This is a genomic window from Nocardioides sp. (assembly GCF_047607365.1).
Taxonomy (GTDB): domain Bacteria; phylum Actinomycetota; class Actinomycetes; order Propionibacteriales; family Nocardioidaceae; genus Nocardioides.
Map to the genome: position 1 here is coordinate 1 of NZ_JASGDD010000117.1, position 19,055 is coordinate 19,055.

The following is a 19,055-nucleotide window of genomic DNA, read 5'->3' on the forward strand; positions in this document are numbered from 1 at the left end:
CGCCGGCCGGTCGCGTTGCGGCCCGGACCGCCGCGCAGCCCGCGCACGCCGGCGCGGTCGAACTTCTCGCTGACGTTGTCGAGCTTGCGGTTGAACGTCGTGATCGGCCAGCCCAGCCGGCGCGCCACCGCGATGTTGGTCGGCACGTCGGCGGGTCCCGAGCCCGCCCGGCGCAGCGCGTTCTCGCACAGCCCGAGCAGCAGCCGGAACTGGCTGTCGGTGAGGATCACACCGCCGAGCGTCTCCTCGCCCGGCTCGCCGTGACCGCCCGGCTCGGGCCGCACGATGTCGAAGACGGGGACGGGCGACACGAGGTTGACCTCATAGGTCGTCGGGCCGGCCGTGAACAGCAGGGAGCACTCCTGGACGACGACCGGGAGCCGCGCGCCGGGGCCGATCATCGACTGGAGGCTGCCCACCTCGCCGCTGACGGTCACCGACAGCCGGCTGCCGACGTTGTTGATCCACCAGAAGCCCGAGTCCCACGAGAGCTCGATCAGCCGCCGGTGGAGGTAGGCGTTGTCCGGGTCGACCTCGAGGTCCGCCACCCGACCGATCGTGAAGGTGCGGTCGGGCGTGACGACGTAGTGCTCGCCGCAGAACTCGACGACGAGGCGGGACTCCTCGTCGCGAGTGGTGCGGCTGATGGACAGCGGGACGGGCACGATCAACCGCCCGCCTGGCACAGCGGCTGGGACGCCTCGGCGCGCTGGGTGAGGTTCTTGCGGATCACCGTCACGGTGACGCAGCCGGTGTGCCCGGGCTTGATCACGAAGTCGACGCTGGTCGCGGGAATGCGCAGCTCGGGCAGCTCCTCGCCGTCGAGGGTGCGCACGACCTTGTACTGGTCCCCCTCCTCCGGCTCGGAGTTCACCCACGTGAAGCGCCACGAGCCGTCGACCCTCTTGGCGCTCACCGCCGGCGCCGGCGCGGGCTGGCCGACCGCGTCGGCGGGGGTCTGGTCGAAGCCCTCGGCCTCCTTGACCGGCTCCTTGCCGCCCGTGAGCATCGAGATGGCGCCGAAGACGACGACCGCGGCGACCACGAGCGCCACCAGGGCGATCACGGCGACGTTGGTCCGCCGCTCGCCCGACGACGGCGTCGCGGCGTCGTGCTGGGCCACGGAGTGCTGCGGGCCCGTGGCCATCCGCATCGCCGGCCCCTGGGCGACCTGACCGGCCGCGACCGGCTGGAACCGGCGCTGGACGATCGTCTCCGCACCGCCGGCGGCGATGACGCTGGGCCGGACCGTCGGGTCGATCTGGTCGGGGATGATCACCGACACCGGCTTGATCATGGTGCGGTCGTCGCTGACCGCGTCGCCGTCGTCCTCGCCCGGCGGGGTGGCGTCGAGGACCTCGAGCCGCGTCGGCTGGCGGTGGAGCTCGATCTCGATCTCCTGCAGCGTCCGCGCGAAGGCCATGGCGGTCGCCGGCCGGTCCCCGGGGCGCTTGGCCATGCCGTGGAGCAGCGCCACGTTGAGCGACTCGGGGACGTCGCTGCGCAGGATCCGGCTGGGCTGCTGCCGCTCGATCCGGCTGATCAGCGTGGCGGAGTCGTTGACGGCGCCCGGCACCTCGAAGGGCGAGCGGCCGGCGAGGAGCGAGTAGACGGTCGCGGCGAGGGAGAACACGTCGCTGCGGATGTCCGCGTGAGGTGAGTCGGCGAGCATCTCGGGAGCCGACCACGGGATCGACATGGCGTACTCGAGGCCCTCGTTGCCGCCGCCGACGGACGCGATGCCGAAGTCGGTCAGCAGCGGGCTGCCGTAGACGTTGGTGAGGATGTTGTGCGGCTTGATGTCGCGATGCAGGATGCCGGCGCGGTGGGCGGTCTCGACCGCGCTCGCGACCTTGACCGCCGTCTCGAGCACCTCGGCCACCGGGATCCGCTCGGTGCGGAACCGCTTGGCGAGGTGCGGTCCGGGACAGAACTCCATCACCAGGAACGGCCGCCCGTCCGCGCTCACGTCGGCCTGGTAGATCGGCATGATCGAAGGGTGGCTGGAGAGCTGGGCCATCACGTTGGCCTCGGCGTAGAACATCTCCAGGCCCTGCGCGTCGGTGCCCTTCTTGAGCACCTTGACCGCGACCCGGCGCGACGGCAGCCGCTGCTCGTAGAGGTAGACGTCCGCGAAGCCCCCCTCGCCGATCGGCTCGACGAAGGTGAATCCGGGGATCTCCGGCGGTGCGGTGGTCTGCATGGTCACGCGCCCCGCCGCAGCTCGATCGTGACGACGAGGTCGTCGGAGAGACTCAGCCGGCTGCCGTCGGGGATCGTCGTCGGGGCGTTCTTCTCCAGCGGCGCCGGGATCTGGCCAGGCCGCGCGAGGAGCGTGCCGTTGGTCGACAGGTCGGTCACGACGACCTGGTCGTCCACCAGCGCGAGCTCGAGGTGGGTGCTCGACACGTAGGGGTCCTCGACGGTCACGAGCGCGGGCACCTGGGCCGTCGCCACCTGGCGCGCCTGCGGGCGCCGGCCGATCACCAGGCGCGGCGCGATCGGATGACGTACGCCGTCGGGCAGGACGACCGCGGCGCGCGGCCGTGGCGGGGTGTCGGCCGCGGCGGCCTTGAGCGCCTGGAGCTGGGCGGCCGTGATGGTGCGGCCGTCGTGGTCGCCCGGCGGGACGCCCTGCAGCTCGATCTCGGAGCCGATCAGCGTGCGCTCGGGGTCACGCTCGGGGTCGATCGTCGCCGAGGGCGGAGGGCTGGAGGCAGGGGGCGGGAAGACGGCGGGCTCGGGCGCCGGGGTGGGCTCGGGCTCCGGGATGGGCTCGGCCTCGAGGGTGGGCTCGGGCGTGGGCTCGGGCTCCTGGGTCGGCTGCGCGGATGGGGTGGACGTGGTGGACGCGGTGGACGCGGTCGACGGCGAGGTGGCGGGGGCGGTACCGGCGGCGAGCCAGGTGACCCGCGAGGCCAGGACGACGCCGCCGCTGATCGGGAACTCGGGCGTGCTCCCGGCGCCGGGGGTGCCGATCACGATCGGTGACGCGGTGCCGCCGGGGACGGCGTACTCACGCCAGGTCGCCGCGCCCTCGCCGGACCAGGTCTCGCCGCCGGCGGTCGCGGTGAAGCCTCCGCGCAGCACGATCCGCAGGTCGTCGCCGTCGATGACCGCGCAGGCGAAGTCGGGGAGGTTGGCGAGGACGCCGCCGGAGAGCGAGTCGATAACGGCGAGGACGACCGGGTCCGAGCCGACGAGCGGCAGCAGGCCGGCAGCCCGGTCTCGTCCCGTGGCCACCACGCCGCGGTCGCCGATGAGGACCGCAGCATCGCCCGGCACGTAACGGGAGCTCATGCTTGGACCCTTCCGAGCGGCACGGTGTCGTCGCGCTCCGGTGCTGGAGGAGCGCAGTCGACCACGTCGATGATGATGGCGGTCACGTTGTCGCGGCCGCCCATGTTGACCGCGGCCTCGACGAGGCTCGAGACGGCGTCCTCGGGCGACTCCTCGTTGCTCAGGATGCTGGCGATCGAGCGGTCGCTCAGCTCGCTCGTGAGGCCGTCGGAGCAGAGCAGGATCCGCTGCTTGGCCTCCAGCGGGACCAGCGAGTAGTCGGCCTGCGCGTTGCCCACGGGGCCGATCGCGCGCGTGATCACGTGACGCTCGGGATGGACGGCCGCCTGGGCGGCGTCGAGGTGGCCGGCGTCGATCATCTCCTGCACGAGCGAGTGGTCGTGGGTGATCTGCTCGAGCTCGCCGTCGCGCCAGCTGTAGGCGCGCGAGTCGCCGACGTGGGCGATCAGCCAGTAGCCCCGCCCGGACTCGACGACGTAGGCCGCGCTGACCATCGTGGCGCCCGGCTCGGCCTGCCCGTCGGCATCGATCGCCGCGATCGTCACCCGTGAGCGGCCGATCGCCCCCTCGACCTCCGCCGGCGTCGCCGATCCGCGGCCGCCGAGCGGGGTGAACGACTCGATCACCAGGGCGCTCGCGACGTCGCCGAGGGCGTGGCCGCCCATGCCGTCGGCGACCACGAAGACCGGGGGCGCCACGAGATGCGCGTCCTCGTTGACCTTGCGCACGCGTCCGACGTGGGACGCGCCGGCCGCCGCGAGGGTGGTCGCCGCCGTACGCGGGTCCGGAGGCGACCATGTCGCGACCGTCAGGTCGGTCGTGCTTTCCACGTCTCCCCCCGAGTCGAGTGGTTGTCCTGCGCTACGCGGCGGGAATTTACCAAGTTCTCAACATCTTGCATGGTCCATATCCCCTCGGGCCACCCCCGCAAACCTCCAACCCGCCGGATCGTGCCACCGGAGCGGTGCGCCGCCGCGCGGCGACGGCCACCGAGCGGCGGCCAGACCGGAGTACCACGCACCCGGCGTCGTGAGCGCGAGCCCCCGGTCGGCGCCGTCGACCTCGATGACGGGGTCGACGAGGTCGGCTCCCCCGACGACGAATCCGCTGACCGTGGCGATGATCGGCAGCCGTCCCGCGTCCCGGACCAGGCCGACGAGCTGGATCAGGCGGACGATTCCGGTCGGCCGGCACCCCCGCAGGCGGTCGCACGTCTCCTCGGCACTCCAGCCGACGTCCCATTCCACCGAGGGTGCCAATCTCACGTGGAGGAGGCCGAAGCGCAGCCATTCGGCCAGCCAGGCGTCGTCGGGCAGCCCGCGTCGGCCGAGATCGTCGACGGCGGCCATGTCATAGAGCCGCTGGCCGCCGGGGCCGCGAGTCGGCGAGCCCGCGATGTTCGTTCCCAGCAGGCGGCGCGCGGGCGTGCGCGTCAGCCCGGTCAGCGCGTTGAGACGGTCGGTCGCCTCGCGTTCGGAGATCCGCATGTAGCCGACGGTAGGTGTCGCCGCGGACATTCCCGTCGCCCTTCGCCCACCCTGCTGCTCTGCGGATCGCTATGCCTATTGGTCCGGCCTATTGGTCCGGTCCATTAGTCCGGATCAGCGAGCCACGCCGAGCTGGACCAATCGGGCGGACCAATGGGTCTAGTGGTCACCGCTTGAAGTCGAGGGTCACGCTGCGGGCAGTCAGGCGAGTAGCTCGCCGGCGCGCGCCTTCTCCGGCGAGCTGCCCGGCATCCACCGGTTCCACACCACCGACCCGTTCGGCAACCGGATCGAGTTCCAGCAGGCCTGAGGGGCCCGCCCCGCGGAGTCCTACAGGTTGATCATGTGACGGCGACGGCTGCCACCTGCGGCAACGATGCACCTGCCGCTGGTCGGGCTGGGAAACGCCTTCCACCGTCATCCAACGTCGGATGCCATCTTCCGTCGCCTTGTTACATCGGTGGTACATCGGCCCGAGACGAGGAACGAGTGCCGCGCCAGCCCCGAACTATTCGATCGCAATCTCGACCGGCACGCCGATCTGCGTCGCGATGGGCGTGTAGAGGTCGACGTCTTGGGCCGCCGTGCGCAGAGAAACCAGGAGCGCGTAGCGGACGGGTAGGCCCGACCGGTCGCGGCGTCGGTTGTTCTTCCACCAACCGCCGACCGGGTAGACGGCGATCGAGTTGCAAGCGGCGAGTTCGGCGCCAGTTCCGTACCAGTCATCCTGGTGCAGCGATCCAAGGTGGCGACCGGTCGAGCCGACGAACCAGCGCCCGGACGTCGTGGCCGGACCGGCCCCGCCGCCTTCCTCGTCCTGGGCCTCCCAGTTCACGCGACGGATGAACTCCTGCTGGGTCTCCAGTGTCCCCTGGAGATCGAACCGAAGACCGTGGGAGGGGTAGGAGTACCGCTGGCGCCACCCACGCCGTGAGGCCGAGGGTTCCACGAAGTACGAGAGAGTGACCCGAAGTCGGACCTCGGCCTCTCCGAGTTCTAGCAGGGCATCTTGTGGCCACGGCAGCGAGTGAAGCCGGAACCGGCGTACGCGCAGTTCGTCGCCCTCGAACGGCACGAACTCGTCTTGGCTGACCAGCGTGACAGAACGACCGCGCGAGGTCAGGACGGCCTCCTCGGACGGCACTCCCCACCCGTAGCGTCGGAGAAGCTGGAGAAGCTCGCCCTTCGTGGATGTGCCATCGACTTCGGCGCGCATCGTGTGAGTCCAGTCTGCGGCGTGAGGTAGAAGCCCGCGCACGGTCTCAGGCCAATACTCGGGGTAACGAGCCGTCGCCAAGGTGGCGAGGCGAGCCGCCTGAGCGGTTGCTGCGCTGGTCGCGTTTGCCGAGGTCAGCGCAAGGTCGTTGCCGATGCCGGTCGTGCGAAGTGACAGCAACGGATGGCGATCTTCGAACCCGTTCGCTCCGTCGGACAGAACGTTGCCGCCCTCCATGCAGATGTCCGGCTTAATGGGCCACTTGCGTTGGTCGAACATCACGGAGGTGCGGCTGTGCGGTGACACGTCACCTTCCGCGGCGAGCGGCGTCCACCCGGCGTACTGGGGATCGGTGGGAATACCGATCAGGTCGGTGTGTGCGCCGACAGTAAGAGCGTTCCACGCTTGCGCCGGGTCTTCGACCGGCGAAGTGTCGGAGTGGGTGCGGTGATCGAGCTGGTAGGAGTCGACGTTCCCTGTCGCCACCAGGATGAGCCTCGACGATTCTGCTTCCGGCGTGCTGATGAGCTGGAGTTCGGTGCCATCACGGGTCACATCGGTGCCGACTGCGAGGGCATCGACCGTTGCAGACCAGAGCGTCGGTTCGCCGGGCCGGTCAGGCGCAGTGCTGATCGGCATACAGAACGTCCGACGCCTCCGCGCAGCGATCTCCGGGAGCGTGACTGCCTCGACCGTGGCCGTGCCGTAGTCGCGCGGATCATGCTGCGGTTCGCCTGCGGTGGGAACCATCTTCACCGACTCAAGTCGATGCGCGAGCTGAACACGGTCGTTGCCGACGAAAAGATCGTCGAGGCGAGCGCCATATAGGCCGATGCCTGCCATGCCCGTGCCGTGGCCATGGAGATCGTTGCCCGACCTACCGACGATGGTGTGGAGATCGTTGGGGTCGAGGGACTCCGAGATCAGTCGGTGGTCGCGGTAGGCGCCGGTGTCGAGGTGACAGACGGCTGGCGCGTGATCCGGGGCGGGGATCAACCGGTTGGCGAGTTCGTCGACGTACTCAGCTTGCGCCGCGTTGGGCAGGTCCTCGATGGTGTCCAGGAACTCTGGGCGACGGATCTCGGCAACCGGGATGCTTGTGAGAGGGAGAACTTCCAGTTGCGCCCATGTGGCTTCCAGCCAGATGATGCGCCGATCACGGAAGACGATCGCTCGCGGGATCGAACGCAGCTCGTAGGTCTCAATGAACCCCTCGATGTTCTGGTGGTTGGGGCGCGTGGTGTCGAGCCACACTTCCCACCAGTGACTACCGTGCCTCGGCGGTTCACCCGCCGAGGTCCACATGTCGTCGAGGAGCGCTCGCCTGATGCGCGAGATGTTCGCCACGAGGGCTTGGTTCCGCGGATTGCCCTCGGGAGTCGTCCAGTTCTCGGGATCGCCTTGCGTGCTGACCTTGTCCAGGTAGTCCTCGAAGATCTTGATGAATTGCGCGCGGTATTCGTCGGCCACCCAGATGGTTGCTCGCTCGGGCCGGTCGTCTTCGGGAGGCTGCACGGAGAGCAGCAACCACTGTGGGCGGCGGGGACTCTTCCGGTGACGGCTCATCGAAGTGAGGGAGTCGAGTTGGAGCGGGTAGGCGGCGCCCGCGCCTTCGAGCACAAGGATCGTGCCGAGTGCCTGCAGTTCTTCGATGTCTAGCCCGAGCTGACGGCGTGCGTCCTCGTCCTCCGTCAGTACCTGGTCGAGATCGCCACGCAGAGCCATGCCGTGCGCCCGGCGCTCGACAGGCCGGAGTCGGGCATTGCCTCCGCCTCCGCGGCGATGGAAGTCCTCATCGGCGGCGTGCTCGATGACGTAAAGGTGATCGAGGTGCCGCAGCTCCTCAGCCAAGACTTGCTGACCGGCGCGCAGCCAACGCCGATATCAGGTCGTCTCGATCCACATGCGCGTCGCCTCGCATGAGCGCGGCCTTTGCCGCTGCCTCAGCAGCCTTGACCAGATCGGCGTGACTGAGCCCGTCTGTGAAGTCGCCGAGCTTGGCAAGGCTGGTCCCCTTGATCAGCGAGCCGAGACGCGCCCGGATAACCGCGCCGGCTTGGCGTGCGTCGGGCCGGGTGTAGCTCAGGACAAGGTCGAAACGGCGGAACAGAGCCTTGTCGAGGATGGTCCGGTGGTTCGTCGCTGCGATGACCACTGACTCCGGGCTGGCGGCTTCGAGGAAGACGAGAAAGGAGTTGAGGATCCGACGCGCCTCGCCCACGTCGTTGCCCGCGCGGTCAGCACCGAGGGCGTCGAACTCGTCGAAGAGGTAGACGCCACGACGACTGGCGACCTCGTCGAAGACGAGTCGTAGTTTGCTTGCGGTCTCGCCCATGAACTTGCTCATCAGAGCGTCCAACCGCACCGTGTACATCGGCAGGGCCAGCTCGTGCGCCAGCACGGAGGCAGTCATCGTCTTTCCCGTACCAGGCGGACCTTCGAGCAGCAGTCGGTGCACCGGAGAGAAACCTCGGTCCAAGAGCGCCTTCCGCTGACGTTGCTCTGCAAGTACCTGCTTCAACTGCACCGTGAGATCTGCCGGCAGCACGAGGTCGCGAAGGCCGACCTCCGGATGGGACGTCTCGACCAGGTCAGCCAGATCCCCACGCGGTTGGGCGAGCTTGGTGATGTTGCTCCGGGGAACGGCCTGCCGAGAGGCGTCCACTGCCTTCTTGATGTCACCGGCGAGCGCGTGGTGCCCTTGCTTCGCCTCCCGGGCTGCGATTTGAAGAGCCACCGAGTAGAAGGCGGAGTCGTCACCGGAGGCGTGGCTGCGGACCATCGCGGTGATGTGCTCACCCAGCCCGGCCATGGTCTCCTCCTGATCGCGTGCCCTGATCATCGGCGACGTACGCCGTTTCTATCGTACGGTGCCGACAGGAGTGCATTCGCCAGAACACATCAATGTCGACTGGATCAAAGTTGTCTCGTCGGGGCCTCAGCGCGGTCCCAGAAACCCACGCAGGCCGCGGCTCAGTGCTTCTCAGACCGCGCGTCGGAACTGCACCACGTATCCAGCGGACAGCCAGACGTGACTGATGCAAGCTGAGCTAGGAAACGGTCAGCCCTGCTCGAACCACCGATCTGCGGCGGCGACGCCCGCGATCGACGGCAGGCGTCCGACCCTGGCTGATTCCAACCCGATGGCCTTCGCCACGATCTCCAGCGCCACTCATCCGGGTGTTGCAGATCGGCGGCGAGATCGAGACGGGGATGGAGCGTGCCCCGAGGCGATCGCTGCAGCCATGACGAGCGTTCGAAGGGCGTCGAAAACAGCGAGACCGCCGATGACCTGTTACATGGGTGGTACATCGGCGGCCTAAAGCCGCCATCTGCGCAGGTCAGAGAGCCTACCAGTTCACATGTGTTACTAGTGACCGGGCGGGCCGTGGGCGCCGAGTGAGATTCCGGTCTTCCCGCGATCAACGTCGAGCAGCGGAATCCACCTGGGCTACGTCAACGGGTCGCCCGCATAGCATCGTGTCGTGTCGTTGAACGTGCCGCCGGAACTCGCGCAGCGGGCCGAGCGCGTCTTCTCCCAGTACGACCGCGGGCTCCTAACAGTCGGAGAGCTCGAGCAGGAACTCTTCAACGCTGCTCATGACTTCGCGGCAGAGGAGTTCCAGCGGGACAAGCCAGACCGAAGCACCGAGTCGCTCTTCGACCGAGAGTCCTGGGAAACCGGCTTCGAGACCTTGTGTCGATGGCGGGACGACCGGGCGGCGGCGTACGCCGTTGCTCTCGCCGGCAGGCGAGAGTACACGGGCGGTCTGGTCGGCTGGGTCTTCGGATCATCCCAGTGGAGCTGTGCGGCGGATGCCGTCCGAGAGCAGTTGGTCGCGGCTGCGTCGACCGGGATCGACGCGGTCGAGGAGCTGGCTGGGACCGCTTGGCTGGCCGCATGGCGCCGCATCCTTCCGGCGGAAGTGCGAGAGGTCGTGCGTTCCGCGCCCATCGGCAGCGAGGCGTCGATGATCGACCTGCTCGAGTCTGACCGAGAGGGTGATGCGGCCCGTGTCTCCGAGATCCTCGGTGACTCGGCACGCCGAGGGTGCGTATCGCCGGCCATCCATCTGCTCCGCCTCCGCCGTCACGAAGAGCGCCCGGCGGAGGCAAGGCTGACGGCTGAATTGCTCGACCCAATGAGCCTCGCCGACGCCGCCGAATTCGGTGGAATCACTCACCTCGCGGCCGAGCTCCTCGCTGACGGCCAGGATGCAGAGGCTGCGGCGTGGAGCACGCTGGTCGATGAAACGAGGCTCTTCCACCGGTCGTCCCCGCCGGACCGCGACGCGCTGCGCGCCCATCACGAAGCCAGAGCTGAGCGCCGTCACGGGCCTGGCTCGTGCGTCCGGTTGTGCAACGAGAGTGACGCGCGGCTTCTGGGGCCCTTGGCTGCGATCGACTGGATCACTGGCGCTTCCGACAGGGCTCAGACACGTGCCGCTGCATGCGACTCCGGAGCGGACGCCGGAGGCGGTTGGTCGGCGGCGGGCGTGGAGTTGCTCGCAGGCTGGGTCCTCAGCCGATTCGTCGACGCGAGGGATCGCGGTCGCCCGCTGCTCGACCTGATCGATCGGAGCCATGGCTCTCATGTCGATTTGGGTCTCTTGGGCCTCCAGATCCACGCCGAGCTGGCCGAGCTGCTCACGCTGATGGGCGACGAGACCACCGCCGCGCACCACCGATCCCGAGCGGACTGGTTCCGAACGAGACCCGTCATGGGACTGCACTTCGAACCGTTCCAGTTCCCGTCACTGCTCACTCGGCTGCCTCTGGCCACTTAGGCAGTGGTTCGCCGCCGGCCGCTGCCCCGCACGAGATCTCGTGCCATCGTCACCAGTGCGCTGGGTCTGGATAGCCGGATCGCGACCTCGTGGTGATGCGGGTCGTCGGCGACGTACCGGCCGAGGAGGCCGATCGCCGTCATCGCACCGAGATCCCGGACGTCGTCCACGATCCGGTGTGCCGTCTCCTCCTCGCTGCCCCAGTCGCCGTCCGCCAAGGTGATGAGCATCCGGTTGGCGGCATGGGAGGCACCGAGAATCGCTCGCGCCGAGTCGAGGGCGGCGACGGGCTCGTTGCCGCCCTCGGCGTCGATCACCCTCATGGTGGTGGCCTCGGCGCGGATGCCGGCGCCGTGGACCAGCCCTGCCTCGCAGGCGTAGGAGAGGATCGTGGTGCGCCCGCCGATCGCCTCGACGGCCCGCTTGATCGCCCACGCGGCAGCACAGGCCTCGGTAATCGACTCCAACATCGATCCTGATGCGTCGAGCAGGAGCACGGCCTCGATGTCGGCGGCGTCGAACGAGGCGTCCGTCCATCGGTCGAAGGCTGCATCGGGGCTTGTGCCGAGCATCGCCCGCTGGACGTTGAGCCGGCCGCTGGACTGCCTGCGGATCCAGCCTGCGTCGGCGTCACCGCGCAGTCGGTCGAGCTCGACTCGGAAACGGCGGGCCGCGTCGACGTAGGCCCGCGGGACCGCGGCCGTCCTGAGCGTCCGGTTCTCGATGAGGGTCGGTCCGCACGGCGTACGGCGGCGCAGTACCGATGCCGACCTGTGCTCGTGCCTCCGGTTGGGGCTCCGGCGCGTGCTCTGGCCGACCGCTCCGAGGGCGACGGGGGCTCCGCTTTCGAGCAGTTCACGCGCACGCTGCGCGTCGATCTGCATGAGGGTGGTGACGGAGCCGCCGTAGCCGATGCCGTGCGGGCGGCTCGGCACCTTCTCCCCCAGATCCTGGACGAGACGAGCGAACCGAGCCACCAGTGCGACCGCGACCTGCGCGTCGTCGGACTCCTCGGGGCCGAGGACCAGAGTGCGGTACTGGTCGATGATCGCCTCGGCCTCCGCGCGCTCGTCCCAGGCGCCGACGAACTCGGCCCGCAGCACCTCACGGAGCGGTCCTGGCAGGAAGTGGCGACCGTGGGCCAGCAGGTGACTCGTGTAGACGGTCTCGGTGTTCTCGACCACGAAGGACTGGAATGCCTGCACGAAGTGGCCGGCCAACGCCGGGTAGCTGGCGGCGAGGAGTGTCTCGATCCGCTGGTCCTCCAGGGCGTTGAACGCGAGCTCGCGGCCCTGCCATTCACTCAGCTTCGTCCGCATCCACGAGTCCGGCTTCGGTGTGTAGAGGACGTGGCCGAGCTCGTGGAAGTTCAGACCGGCCAACGCGGCCCTCGCCTTCGGCGAGCTCAACGACCTCTCGACGGACTCGAGAGCGAAGACGATCCGGGAGCCGAGGCTCCACGCAGGCGGTGCCTCCTTCAGCGTCATCTCCGTGAAATCGAAGATGTCGCCTGCTGGCTCCAGCTCGCACGTGACCGACAGCCCGGAGAAGATCCGGTTGGCTCGCTCGTAGACCGCGACGACCTGGTCGTGTTGTCGGTTCTCCGTGGTCATCGTCAGGCTCCCTTCGGTGCATAGTCGGTGGCGAGGTTGTCGGCCATCGCCTCGACCACGACCGCGACGGCTTTGCGCTCCTCATCGGTCGGAAAGTGGTTGAGCAGGTTGGCGACTGCAGCATCGAGGCCGAGCCCGGTGGCGATGCGTTCGAACTCCACGAGCATTCCGGTGGAGACCGGTGCGTCGACATCCCCGTCCCGCTGAGCGCGGCGCAGGAGGCCGGCGAGCTCATGCAGGCTCGTTCCGCGGATCAGCTGCCCCTCGATCGCGTCGTCGTAGCCCCACACCATCTGGATGGCGAATCGGTTGCGGAGCGCCTTGTTGAGGGGCCGAGTGCCCTCGTAGTCGGGGTTGAGGTCGCCGATGATCAACAGGTCCGGATGGGCGGCGATCACCTCGCCGTCGTGGTCAAGCAGTGTGATCTCGCGGCGCGCGTCGAGCAGCGAGAAGAGCACCGTGCTGATCCGCTCGGGGAGGAAGTTGATCTCGTTGATCAGCAGCACACCGCCATATCGGACGACGTCGGTGAGCGGCCCGTCCTGCCAGCGGAAGCCACCCAGCCCGGCGGGGACGAACTTGCCGAACAGCTGTGACGGATCGATGGCGACGTTCGAGGAGATGGCGTAGAACGGCTTGCCGTTGCGCGCCGCCCACGCGATCACGGCGCTGGTCTTGCCGAGCCCGGTCGGGCCCTCGATTAGCACGTTGTAGGCGTGCCGATGGGCGTAGTCGAGCACGTCGAAGTCGCTGCGATTCAGGCCGAGTGCGTTGGTTCGCGAGACGTACCCCGTCGCCGGCTCCGGCACGCGGGCCAGCCGCTCGACCGGTACGCAGAGCGGATTCAGTTCCACCTCGGTCATGCCGAGCTCGCTGTCGATGGTTGCAGTCATGGATGGTCCTTTCCTGACCCGGATCACGGGTCGCAGGAGTGCGAAAGGTCGGACCGCGGTGGCGATCCGACCGAAGGGTGTGATGGCGCTCGCCGTCCGATCGGGCGGGTCGTGGCGACCTGGTGGTCTGGGGGTTCGATACTCACGCGCGCCCGGGCACTCCCCAGTGATCCGCGAACGCGGCGACTGTCAGGTCGCGCGGTCCGTGAGCCGCATGGTCGGTGGACTGGCTACTCAGCGTCGCTGCGTTTCACTCGGCGTCCGGCACCCGGGCAATCGCCCGGAAAGCCGGGTGGACCGCCACCCTTTTCCGCTCTTGAGTTGTCAACGCCTGCCGTCGTGCGGGCACAGGTGTGCGACCGCATCCGGTTCGTTGACATCTCTCAAGCTCTGCACGGAATGCCCGGGACCGGGCCGACATCGCGCAGAACAGCGACAGTACGGCGAGGGATGCATGCTGGGCAACCTGATGGGTGGGGAAATCTCCCCCCTCGCCAGGGAGAAGTTCCCGTGCGGCGCGACGTGGCGACAGCCGACGATCTGGCTTCACCCAGGGAAAGGACCCCACCATGCGTGCCATGCGCTTCATCGGCTCGGTGATCACCTCGGCTGCGGCCGTCATCGCCCTCATCGGCTTCACCTCGCCGGCGCAGGCCGGGACGGGGCTCTTGTACTCGGCAGTCAACGCCGACCACGACTCGACGCGCGGCATCTACCTTCGGAACGGCGCGGACATGAACAACGTGACCCGCGACTCCGCCCACTACATGACCTACGGCACGCGCCTTGAGCTGATCTGTGGCGCCTGGGGAACGTCCGTCGGACCGAACAACAACCGTCGCTGGCACTACGTCCGCGTGGCCTCCGGTCCGATCAGCAACGCCCAGGGCTGGATCGCGGACCGCTACACCGACACTCCCAACGCTGCGAACCAGGCCACGCCTGGCGAGCCCGAGTGTGGTGCGGCACCCAGTACCCCGCCCGCCTCGACGCCGAGCGGAACGTACCTCGCCGCCAGTCAGCAGGTCCGCTTCTGCGTCAACACGTCGGTCGCCGGCTGTGGCACGGCTCTCGGCGGCATGCAGAACCCGACGATCAGCCAGAACACCAGGGTTTCGATGACCTGCTGGGTAGACGGCTCCAACTACACCTACGGGTACGCGACCAACCGCTGGTTCTGGGTCAAGGCAGGATCGACCGAGGGCTTCGTGAGCGCAGCCGTTGTCCGCAACCAGACTGGCGTCCCGGCCTGCTCGTCCAACAAGGCGGTCTGGGCGGCCCAGACGGCTGTGCAGCGGTACGGCGAGACGTACGCTCGTAGCGCCGACCTCGCTCTGTTCGGCTCGACCGAGTGGAAGCCCGGCCCCACCGGAGAGTGGGCCGGCGACTGCCCGAAGCCGCCGTACGTCGGATGGCGCGCCTCCGGCGTCTCGATCCCCAAGGGCAACGCGATCGCCAACTACCGCTCATACGCCAACGCGGGGAGGATCAACGGCGGTACGCCGCCGGTGGGCGCCGTCGCCTTCTTCAACGTGACCAGCTACGGACACGAGACCATCAGCCTCGGCAACGGCCTCGTCCTCACCACCACCGGCATGGACTACTCCGGCACCGCCAACACCGTGAAGCCCTACACGTCCTGGTCCAACTACCTCGGATGGGCGATGCCCGCCTAACGCCCGTCCTGCCGGGCCCCGTTCGAACGAGCAGGGCCCGGCAACGTTCATCGAAGCCAGCCCGGCGCCGCCCACGTCGCCACCAGAGTGAGCAGCGCAGCCAGCCCGAACGTCGCCAACGCAATGGCCCAGGTCCGATATCCCGGCAGGTGCCTCAGAGGATCGAAGACTCCTGCTTCTGCTGAGGTCTCGTTCCGACGACGCCTCCACTCGCGCCCGTGTGCCCCGGGGAGGGGACCGGTCGCCTCGAGGTCCTCAAGCCAGTGCGCATCCACGATCTCAGCTTGACGGTGACGCGTCATCGCTTGAACCGAGACGAAGCTCGTAACGATCGACAACACGCATGCGACCGTGCGTGCGTATCTGGTCGAGCCACCCGCAAGCGCGATCGAGAAGAGGAAGGCCTGCGCCGTGAGGCTCAGGACCGGCACCTGCCAGAGGAGGTTGTCGAACTGAAGGCGACGTGCGGCTATGGCGCCATAGATGACTTCCGCGGAGAGAGGCGGAGACTCGGGTCGCTCGTCGTTGCCCAGGCTCATGGCGCGAACTCTACGGATCTTCGACTCGACGCGAGTCGAGCCTTTTGTCGGCCGGAACGGCCATGGTGTTCACGCTGAACGTCACAGCAGGCCGCGAGGAAATCTCCCCCGCGGAATGTCGGCGGTCAGCGGCAGGCTGCGAGGTGTGCGCACCGAAGCTTTGGGACCCACGGCCGACGGCAGTCCTCTGCAGCTCTCGGTCGAGTGTCGAACGAGCAGGAACGCGTCACGCGGCCGCCCGCATTGGATCAGGATCCATGCGGACTGGTCGGTCGAGACACCGCACGACCTCGCTGCGGAACGCGTCGCAGCCGCGTTCGGCGGATTCACCTCATGCTTGGAGCTGGTCGATGACGTGATCCCAGCCGTCGCTCGTTCGATGGGGCTCCTCAGTCGCCGGGAGCCGTTGCCGGTGCAGCGGCGAGACGGCAGATCCTGGCATGTCAAGCGCATTCGCGGCTGCTGCTCCGCCGCCAACTTCACCACCGTGCAGAACGCGGGCGATCATCTACGCTCCCCCGCTCATCTCGCCCGCCAGTATGGCGTCGCGGTGCGTGGGCTGAAGGCGGTGCTTGAAGCGGTCAACGACGCGAGCGACGCCATCAGGCTCGATCGCGTGCTGGAGCAGCATCCTGGCGTGGGCGGCCTCGTGCTCGAGGGTTCGGGCATCCGTGACCTCTGGGCGGCCGGCATCCACCCGTCGGAGATTCCCGCCATGGCCGCGCACGCGGTCGGTGTGCGCGAGGCGCTGCCGGTCAGCTACTTCGTGGGTCTGCGCTACGCCGGGACCGACCCTGACTGGCTGGCGCGGACGATCGTGCATCGCCCGGATCCAATGGTGGCGTCGTGGTTGGCGTGGACGTCGGTGCAGAGCAGCCTGGCCTGTGACGATGTCGGGTCGTGGCTCGCGATGGGCGTGGGGCGGCAGGAGATCGAGGCGCTGACGGCGGCGATGATCGGCCCGGGCGAGGCCGTCGATCTGGCCACCGCGACGCACCGTGCCACCCGCAGTGCGGCACGGATTCTCGCGGTCTGGGGGACCGCAGGCTGCCGGCCCTCGGCCGACCAGATTAGCCTCCTGGACCGTCACGGGATCGGCGACCACGTCCGGCCCAGTGCCGCGGCGATCGACCTGCTCGTCAAACGTGCCCGGCCCTACGAGCCCGTTCCGAGTCGCACCGAACTCGCGGTCATGCTCGCCCTGACCGGGTCGGCCCACGATGTCGAGGTCGCCCTGTCCCAAGGCGTACGCCGGGCGGAGGACCTGGCATGAACGGCACCCAGATCCCCGCCACCCTCGGGGGCAGCTGCGTCATCGCCGAGATCGACTGCCACCGCTCTCCCGACACCACCGACTGCACGGTCCACGCCGTCACCCTGAACGCGGACTGGTCGATCGAGACTCCGCACGACCTCGCCGCCGAGGAGATCGCCGAGGCCCTCGGGGGCTACTGCGACTGTCTCGAGCTGCGTCGACGCGCGATCCCGGCGGCTCAGGAGTGGCTCGACCTCCACCTGCGCCGCACCCGCGCACGGGTCCGATACGACCCCGACGAGGGCTGGGTCGTGATCGACGAGGTCCACGACTGCTGTTGGGGCATGGGCTACTGGTTCCGCGACGCCGCCGCTGCAGTCGAGCACGCGACCAGCCCGAGCCACGTCGCGGCCAAGCACGGCGCCTGGTTCCACCACGCCCGCCCCTTGATCGAGGCGCTGCGTGTCCATTGGGCGCCGGAGTTGGAGTCACGATGGCGCTCTCCTGAGCTCGGCGAGCTGACGCGCGACCCCGCTGCCGGCCGGGCACTGTGGGAGGCTGGGATCCCGCCTGCGGTCGCGCTCGACATGCTGGCCCACATCCCAGCTGTGACGGGTGTCGTGCCGCTGAGCTACTTCCTCGGCATCGCCCATCTCGAGTCCTATCCCGGTCGCGACCGCGAGCTCGCCCGCCAGACAAGTGCTCAGGAGGCCCTGTGGCTGGTCTGGAGTCCCGCGTCACCCGCGCCTCGAAGGCCCGTCGCCTTTGGTGAGCTGCTGGCCGCCACCCACGGGTCGGCACAGCAGGCCCTGAGGCTGATGGATGTCGGTTACACGGCGGCCGATCTGGACGAGCTGGCGCGGGCGATCGGCGGCACCACGTCCACGTCCTCGCGACTTCTCCTGACCTGGGTCGCGGTCGGCTGCCTTCCCCGGGGCGATGACCTGCGGCATGTCACCGGACCGGCGCCGGAGGCCGCCACGCTGGACGCCCTGGTGGCCAACGAGCGGATCCGTCGCAGCGGGATCTCACGGACCCAGGTCGGACTCCTCGTCTCTTCGGCGTCGCCATGGGCGCTCATCGACGCGGTCGAGGACGGCGTACGCACTCCACATGACCTCACCACCTGGCAGAGACGACGAAGGGACCATTGGTGATCAGAACCCGCACCGACTACGAGAACGCACTGCAGGCCGTCGGCATCTGCGTCAGCGCACGTATCCCCGTGCTCCTCTGGGGCAATCCCGGTGAGGGAAAGACGGCTGTCATCGAGTCAGCCCGCGATGCCGGCTGGCACGTCGAGTCGCTCATCATCAGCCACTACGAGCCTTCCGACTTCACCGGTCTGCCCGTCGTGACCCCGGCCGGCACCGTCGAGCTCGCACCGCCCGGGTGGGCCGTCCGCCTGGCCGAACACACCGGCCCCTCGATCGGATTCCTCGACGAGTTCTCCACCGCCTCCCCCGCCCTCCAGGCCGCCGCTCTGCGGCCACTCACCCACTACGAGGTCGGCTCCAAGCAGCTCCCCGAGACTGTCTCCTGGGTCGCCGCTGCGAACCCGTCCGACGTCGCCGCGGCCGGATGGGAGCTCGCAGCCCCCACCGCGTCGCGGTTCGTGCACCTGGACTGGACGCTGCCGCTGGAGGTCTACGCCGAGGGGCTCGTGACCGGCTCTTGGCCCATCCTCCCGGTCTACGACGCACCCGCAAGGCTGGCCGAGGTCACCGCGGCCGAGCTCGTCCTCGTCTCGGGCTTCCTCCGCGCCCGTGAGTCCCAGCTCAGCTCGATCCCCACCGACGCTGCCTCCCGCGGCCGAGCATTCCCCACACCCCGCACGTGGGACTACGCCGCCCGGCTGTCGGCCTTCGCCCAAGCAGTCGGCGCGCCCGTCGCCGTACGCCGCCTGCTGATCACCGGCTGCATCGGCGAGGCCGTCACCCACGAGTTCCTCTCCTGGGTCTCCGCACTCGACCTCCCCGACCCCGAAGACCTCCTCACCGACCCCGCCGCGGCACCGTTCAAGAACATGCGACCCGACCGCGTCTACGTCACCCTCCAGGGCGTCCTGTCCGCCGTCGCGCGGAAGAAGACCCCTGAGCGCTGGGCCGACGCCATCCGAGTGTGCGCCGCCGCCGGTGAGGCGGTCGGGCTCGACCCCGCCGTCCCCGTTGTCCGCGCGCTCCTACGTGACGGGATGCGGCCGAGCGGCGCCTCGGTCCCCTCCGAGATCAGCGTGTTCGCGCCCGCACTCGCACTGGCAGGACTCCTCCCCGGGCGCAAGAGCTGACC

The 19,055-nt window shown here is 68.8% G+C and carries 15 protein-coding genes; 5 read left to right on the top strand and 10 right to left on the bottom strand.

Annotation, left to right across the window (positions count from 1 at the left end):
• From QM572_RS08745 to QM572_RS08775, 7 genes are all read right to left on the bottom strand, one after another.
• Nucleotides 1–665 (bottom strand): hypothetical protein (locus tag QM572_RS08745; RefSeq protein ID WP_415092124.1); only part of this gene is annotated, 665 nt, incomplete at its 3' end.
• A gap of 2 nt (nucleotides 666–667) precedes the next feature.
• Nucleotides 668–2,203 (bottom strand): serine/threonine-protein kinase, encoded by a 1,536-nt coding sequence (locus QM572_RS08750; protein WP_415092210.1) that lies wholly within the window; start codon nucleotides 2,201–2,203, stop codon nucleotides 668–670.
• Nucleotides 2,204–2,205: 2 nt separating this feature from the next.
• The gene (locus tag QM572_RS08755; RefSeq protein ID WP_415092126.1) at nucleotides 2,206–3,300 is read right to left on the bottom strand and encodes an FHA domain-containing protein; all 1,095 of its coding nucleotides are present in this window, start codon (nucleotides 3,298–3,300) and stop codon (nucleotides 2,206–2,208) included.
• Complete coding sequence (locus QM572_RS08760; RefSeq protein WP_415092128.1) at nucleotides 3,297–4,130, bottom strand: PP2C family protein-serine/threonine phosphatase; 834 nt, start codon at nucleotides 4,128–4,130, stop codon at nucleotides 3,297–3,299. The genes QM572_RS08755 and QM572_RS08760 overlap by 4 nt, the downstream gene beginning before the upstream one ends.
• 57 nt (nucleotides 4,131–4,187) lie before the next feature.
• Entirely contained in the window at nucleotides 4,188–4,787 is a 600-nt protein-coding gene (locus QM572_RS08765; protein WP_415092130.1) for a hypothetical protein, read from the bottom strand.
• Nucleotides 4,788–5,295: 508 nt separating this feature from the next.
• Nucleotides 5,296–7,854, bottom strand: a complete 2,559-nt coding sequence (locus QM572_RS08770; protein WP_415092132.1) for a S8 family peptidase — start codon at nucleotides 7,852–7,854, stop codon at nucleotides 5,296–5,298.
• Nucleotides 7,847–8,815, bottom strand: coding sequence for an AAA family ATPase (locus QM572_RS08775; RefSeq protein ID WP_415092134.1), 969 nt, complete (start codon nucleotides 8,813–8,815; stop codon nucleotides 7,847–7,849). The genes QM572_RS08770 and QM572_RS08775 overlap by 8 nt, the downstream gene beginning before the upstream one ends.
• A 673-nt stretch (nucleotides 8,816–9,488) precedes the next feature.
• Between QM572_RS08775 and QM572_RS08780 the strand changes: the two genes are divergently transcribed.
• On the top strand, nucleotides 9,489–10,790 hold the full coding sequence (locus QM572_RS08780; protein WP_415092136.1) for a hypothetical protein: 1,302 nt from the start codon (nucleotides 9,489–9,491) through the stop codon (nucleotides 10,788–10,790).
• Here QM572_RS08780 and QM572_RS08785 read toward each other — a convergent pair.
• Both QM572_RS08785 and QM572_RS08790 read right to left on the bottom strand, forming a co-directional pair.
• On the bottom strand, nucleotides 10,787–12,403 hold the full coding sequence (locus tag QM572_RS08785) for a hypothetical protein (RefSeq protein WP_415092138.1): 1,617 nt from the start codon (nucleotides 12,401–12,403) through the stop codon (nucleotides 10,787–10,789). The genes QM572_RS08780 and QM572_RS08785 overlap by 4 nt on opposite strands.
• A 2-nt stretch (nucleotides 12,404–12,405) precedes the next feature.
• A complete protein-coding gene (locus tag QM572_RS08790) occupies nucleotides 12,406–13,296 on the bottom strand; it encodes an AAA family ATPase (RefSeq protein WP_415092140.1) in 891 nt (296 codons plus the stop codon).
• A 569-nt stretch (nucleotides 13,297–13,865) separates the two neighbouring features.
• Between QM572_RS08790 and QM572_RS08795 the strand changes: the two genes are divergently transcribed.
• Complete coding sequence (locus QM572_RS08795) at nucleotides 13,866–14,972, top strand: hypothetical protein (RefSeq protein ID WP_415092142.1); 1,107 nt, start codon at nucleotides 13,866–13,868, stop codon at nucleotides 14,970–14,972.
• A gap of 47 nt (nucleotides 14,973–15,019) precedes the next feature.
• Here the strand turns inward: QM572_RS08795 and QM572_RS08800 are convergent, their stop codons facing one another.
• Complete coding sequence (locus QM572_RS08800; RefSeq protein ID WP_415092144.1) at nucleotides 15,020–15,511, bottom strand: hypothetical protein; 492 nt, start codon at nucleotides 15,509–15,511, stop codon at nucleotides 15,020–15,022.
• Between the two features lie 145 nt (nucleotides 15,512–15,656).
• Here QM572_RS08800 and QM572_RS08805 point away from each other — a divergent pair, with 145 nt between their 5' ends.
• From QM572_RS08805 to QM572_RS08815, 3 genes are read left to right on the top strand one after another with little or no spacing between them, the layout of a single operon-like run.
• The gene (locus QM572_RS08805) at nucleotides 15,657–16,784 is read left to right on the top strand and encodes a hypothetical protein (protein WP_415092146.1); all 1,128 of its coding nucleotides are present in this window, start codon (nucleotides 15,657–15,659) and stop codon (nucleotides 16,782–16,784) included.
• Nucleotides 16,781–17,923, top strand: a complete 1,143-nt coding sequence (locus QM572_RS08810; protein ID WP_415092148.1) for a hypothetical protein — start codon at nucleotides 16,781–16,783, stop codon at nucleotides 17,921–17,923. Before QM572_RS08805 ends, QM572_RS08810 begins: the two co-directional genes overlap by 4 nt.
• Entirely contained in the window at nucleotides 17,920–19,053 is a 1,134-nt protein-coding gene (locus QM572_RS08815; protein WP_415092150.1) for a hypothetical protein, read from the top strand. The genes QM572_RS08810 and QM572_RS08815 overlap by 4 nt, the downstream gene beginning before the upstream one ends.
• The last annotated feature ends 2 nt before the right edge of the window (nucleotides 19,054–19,055 follow it).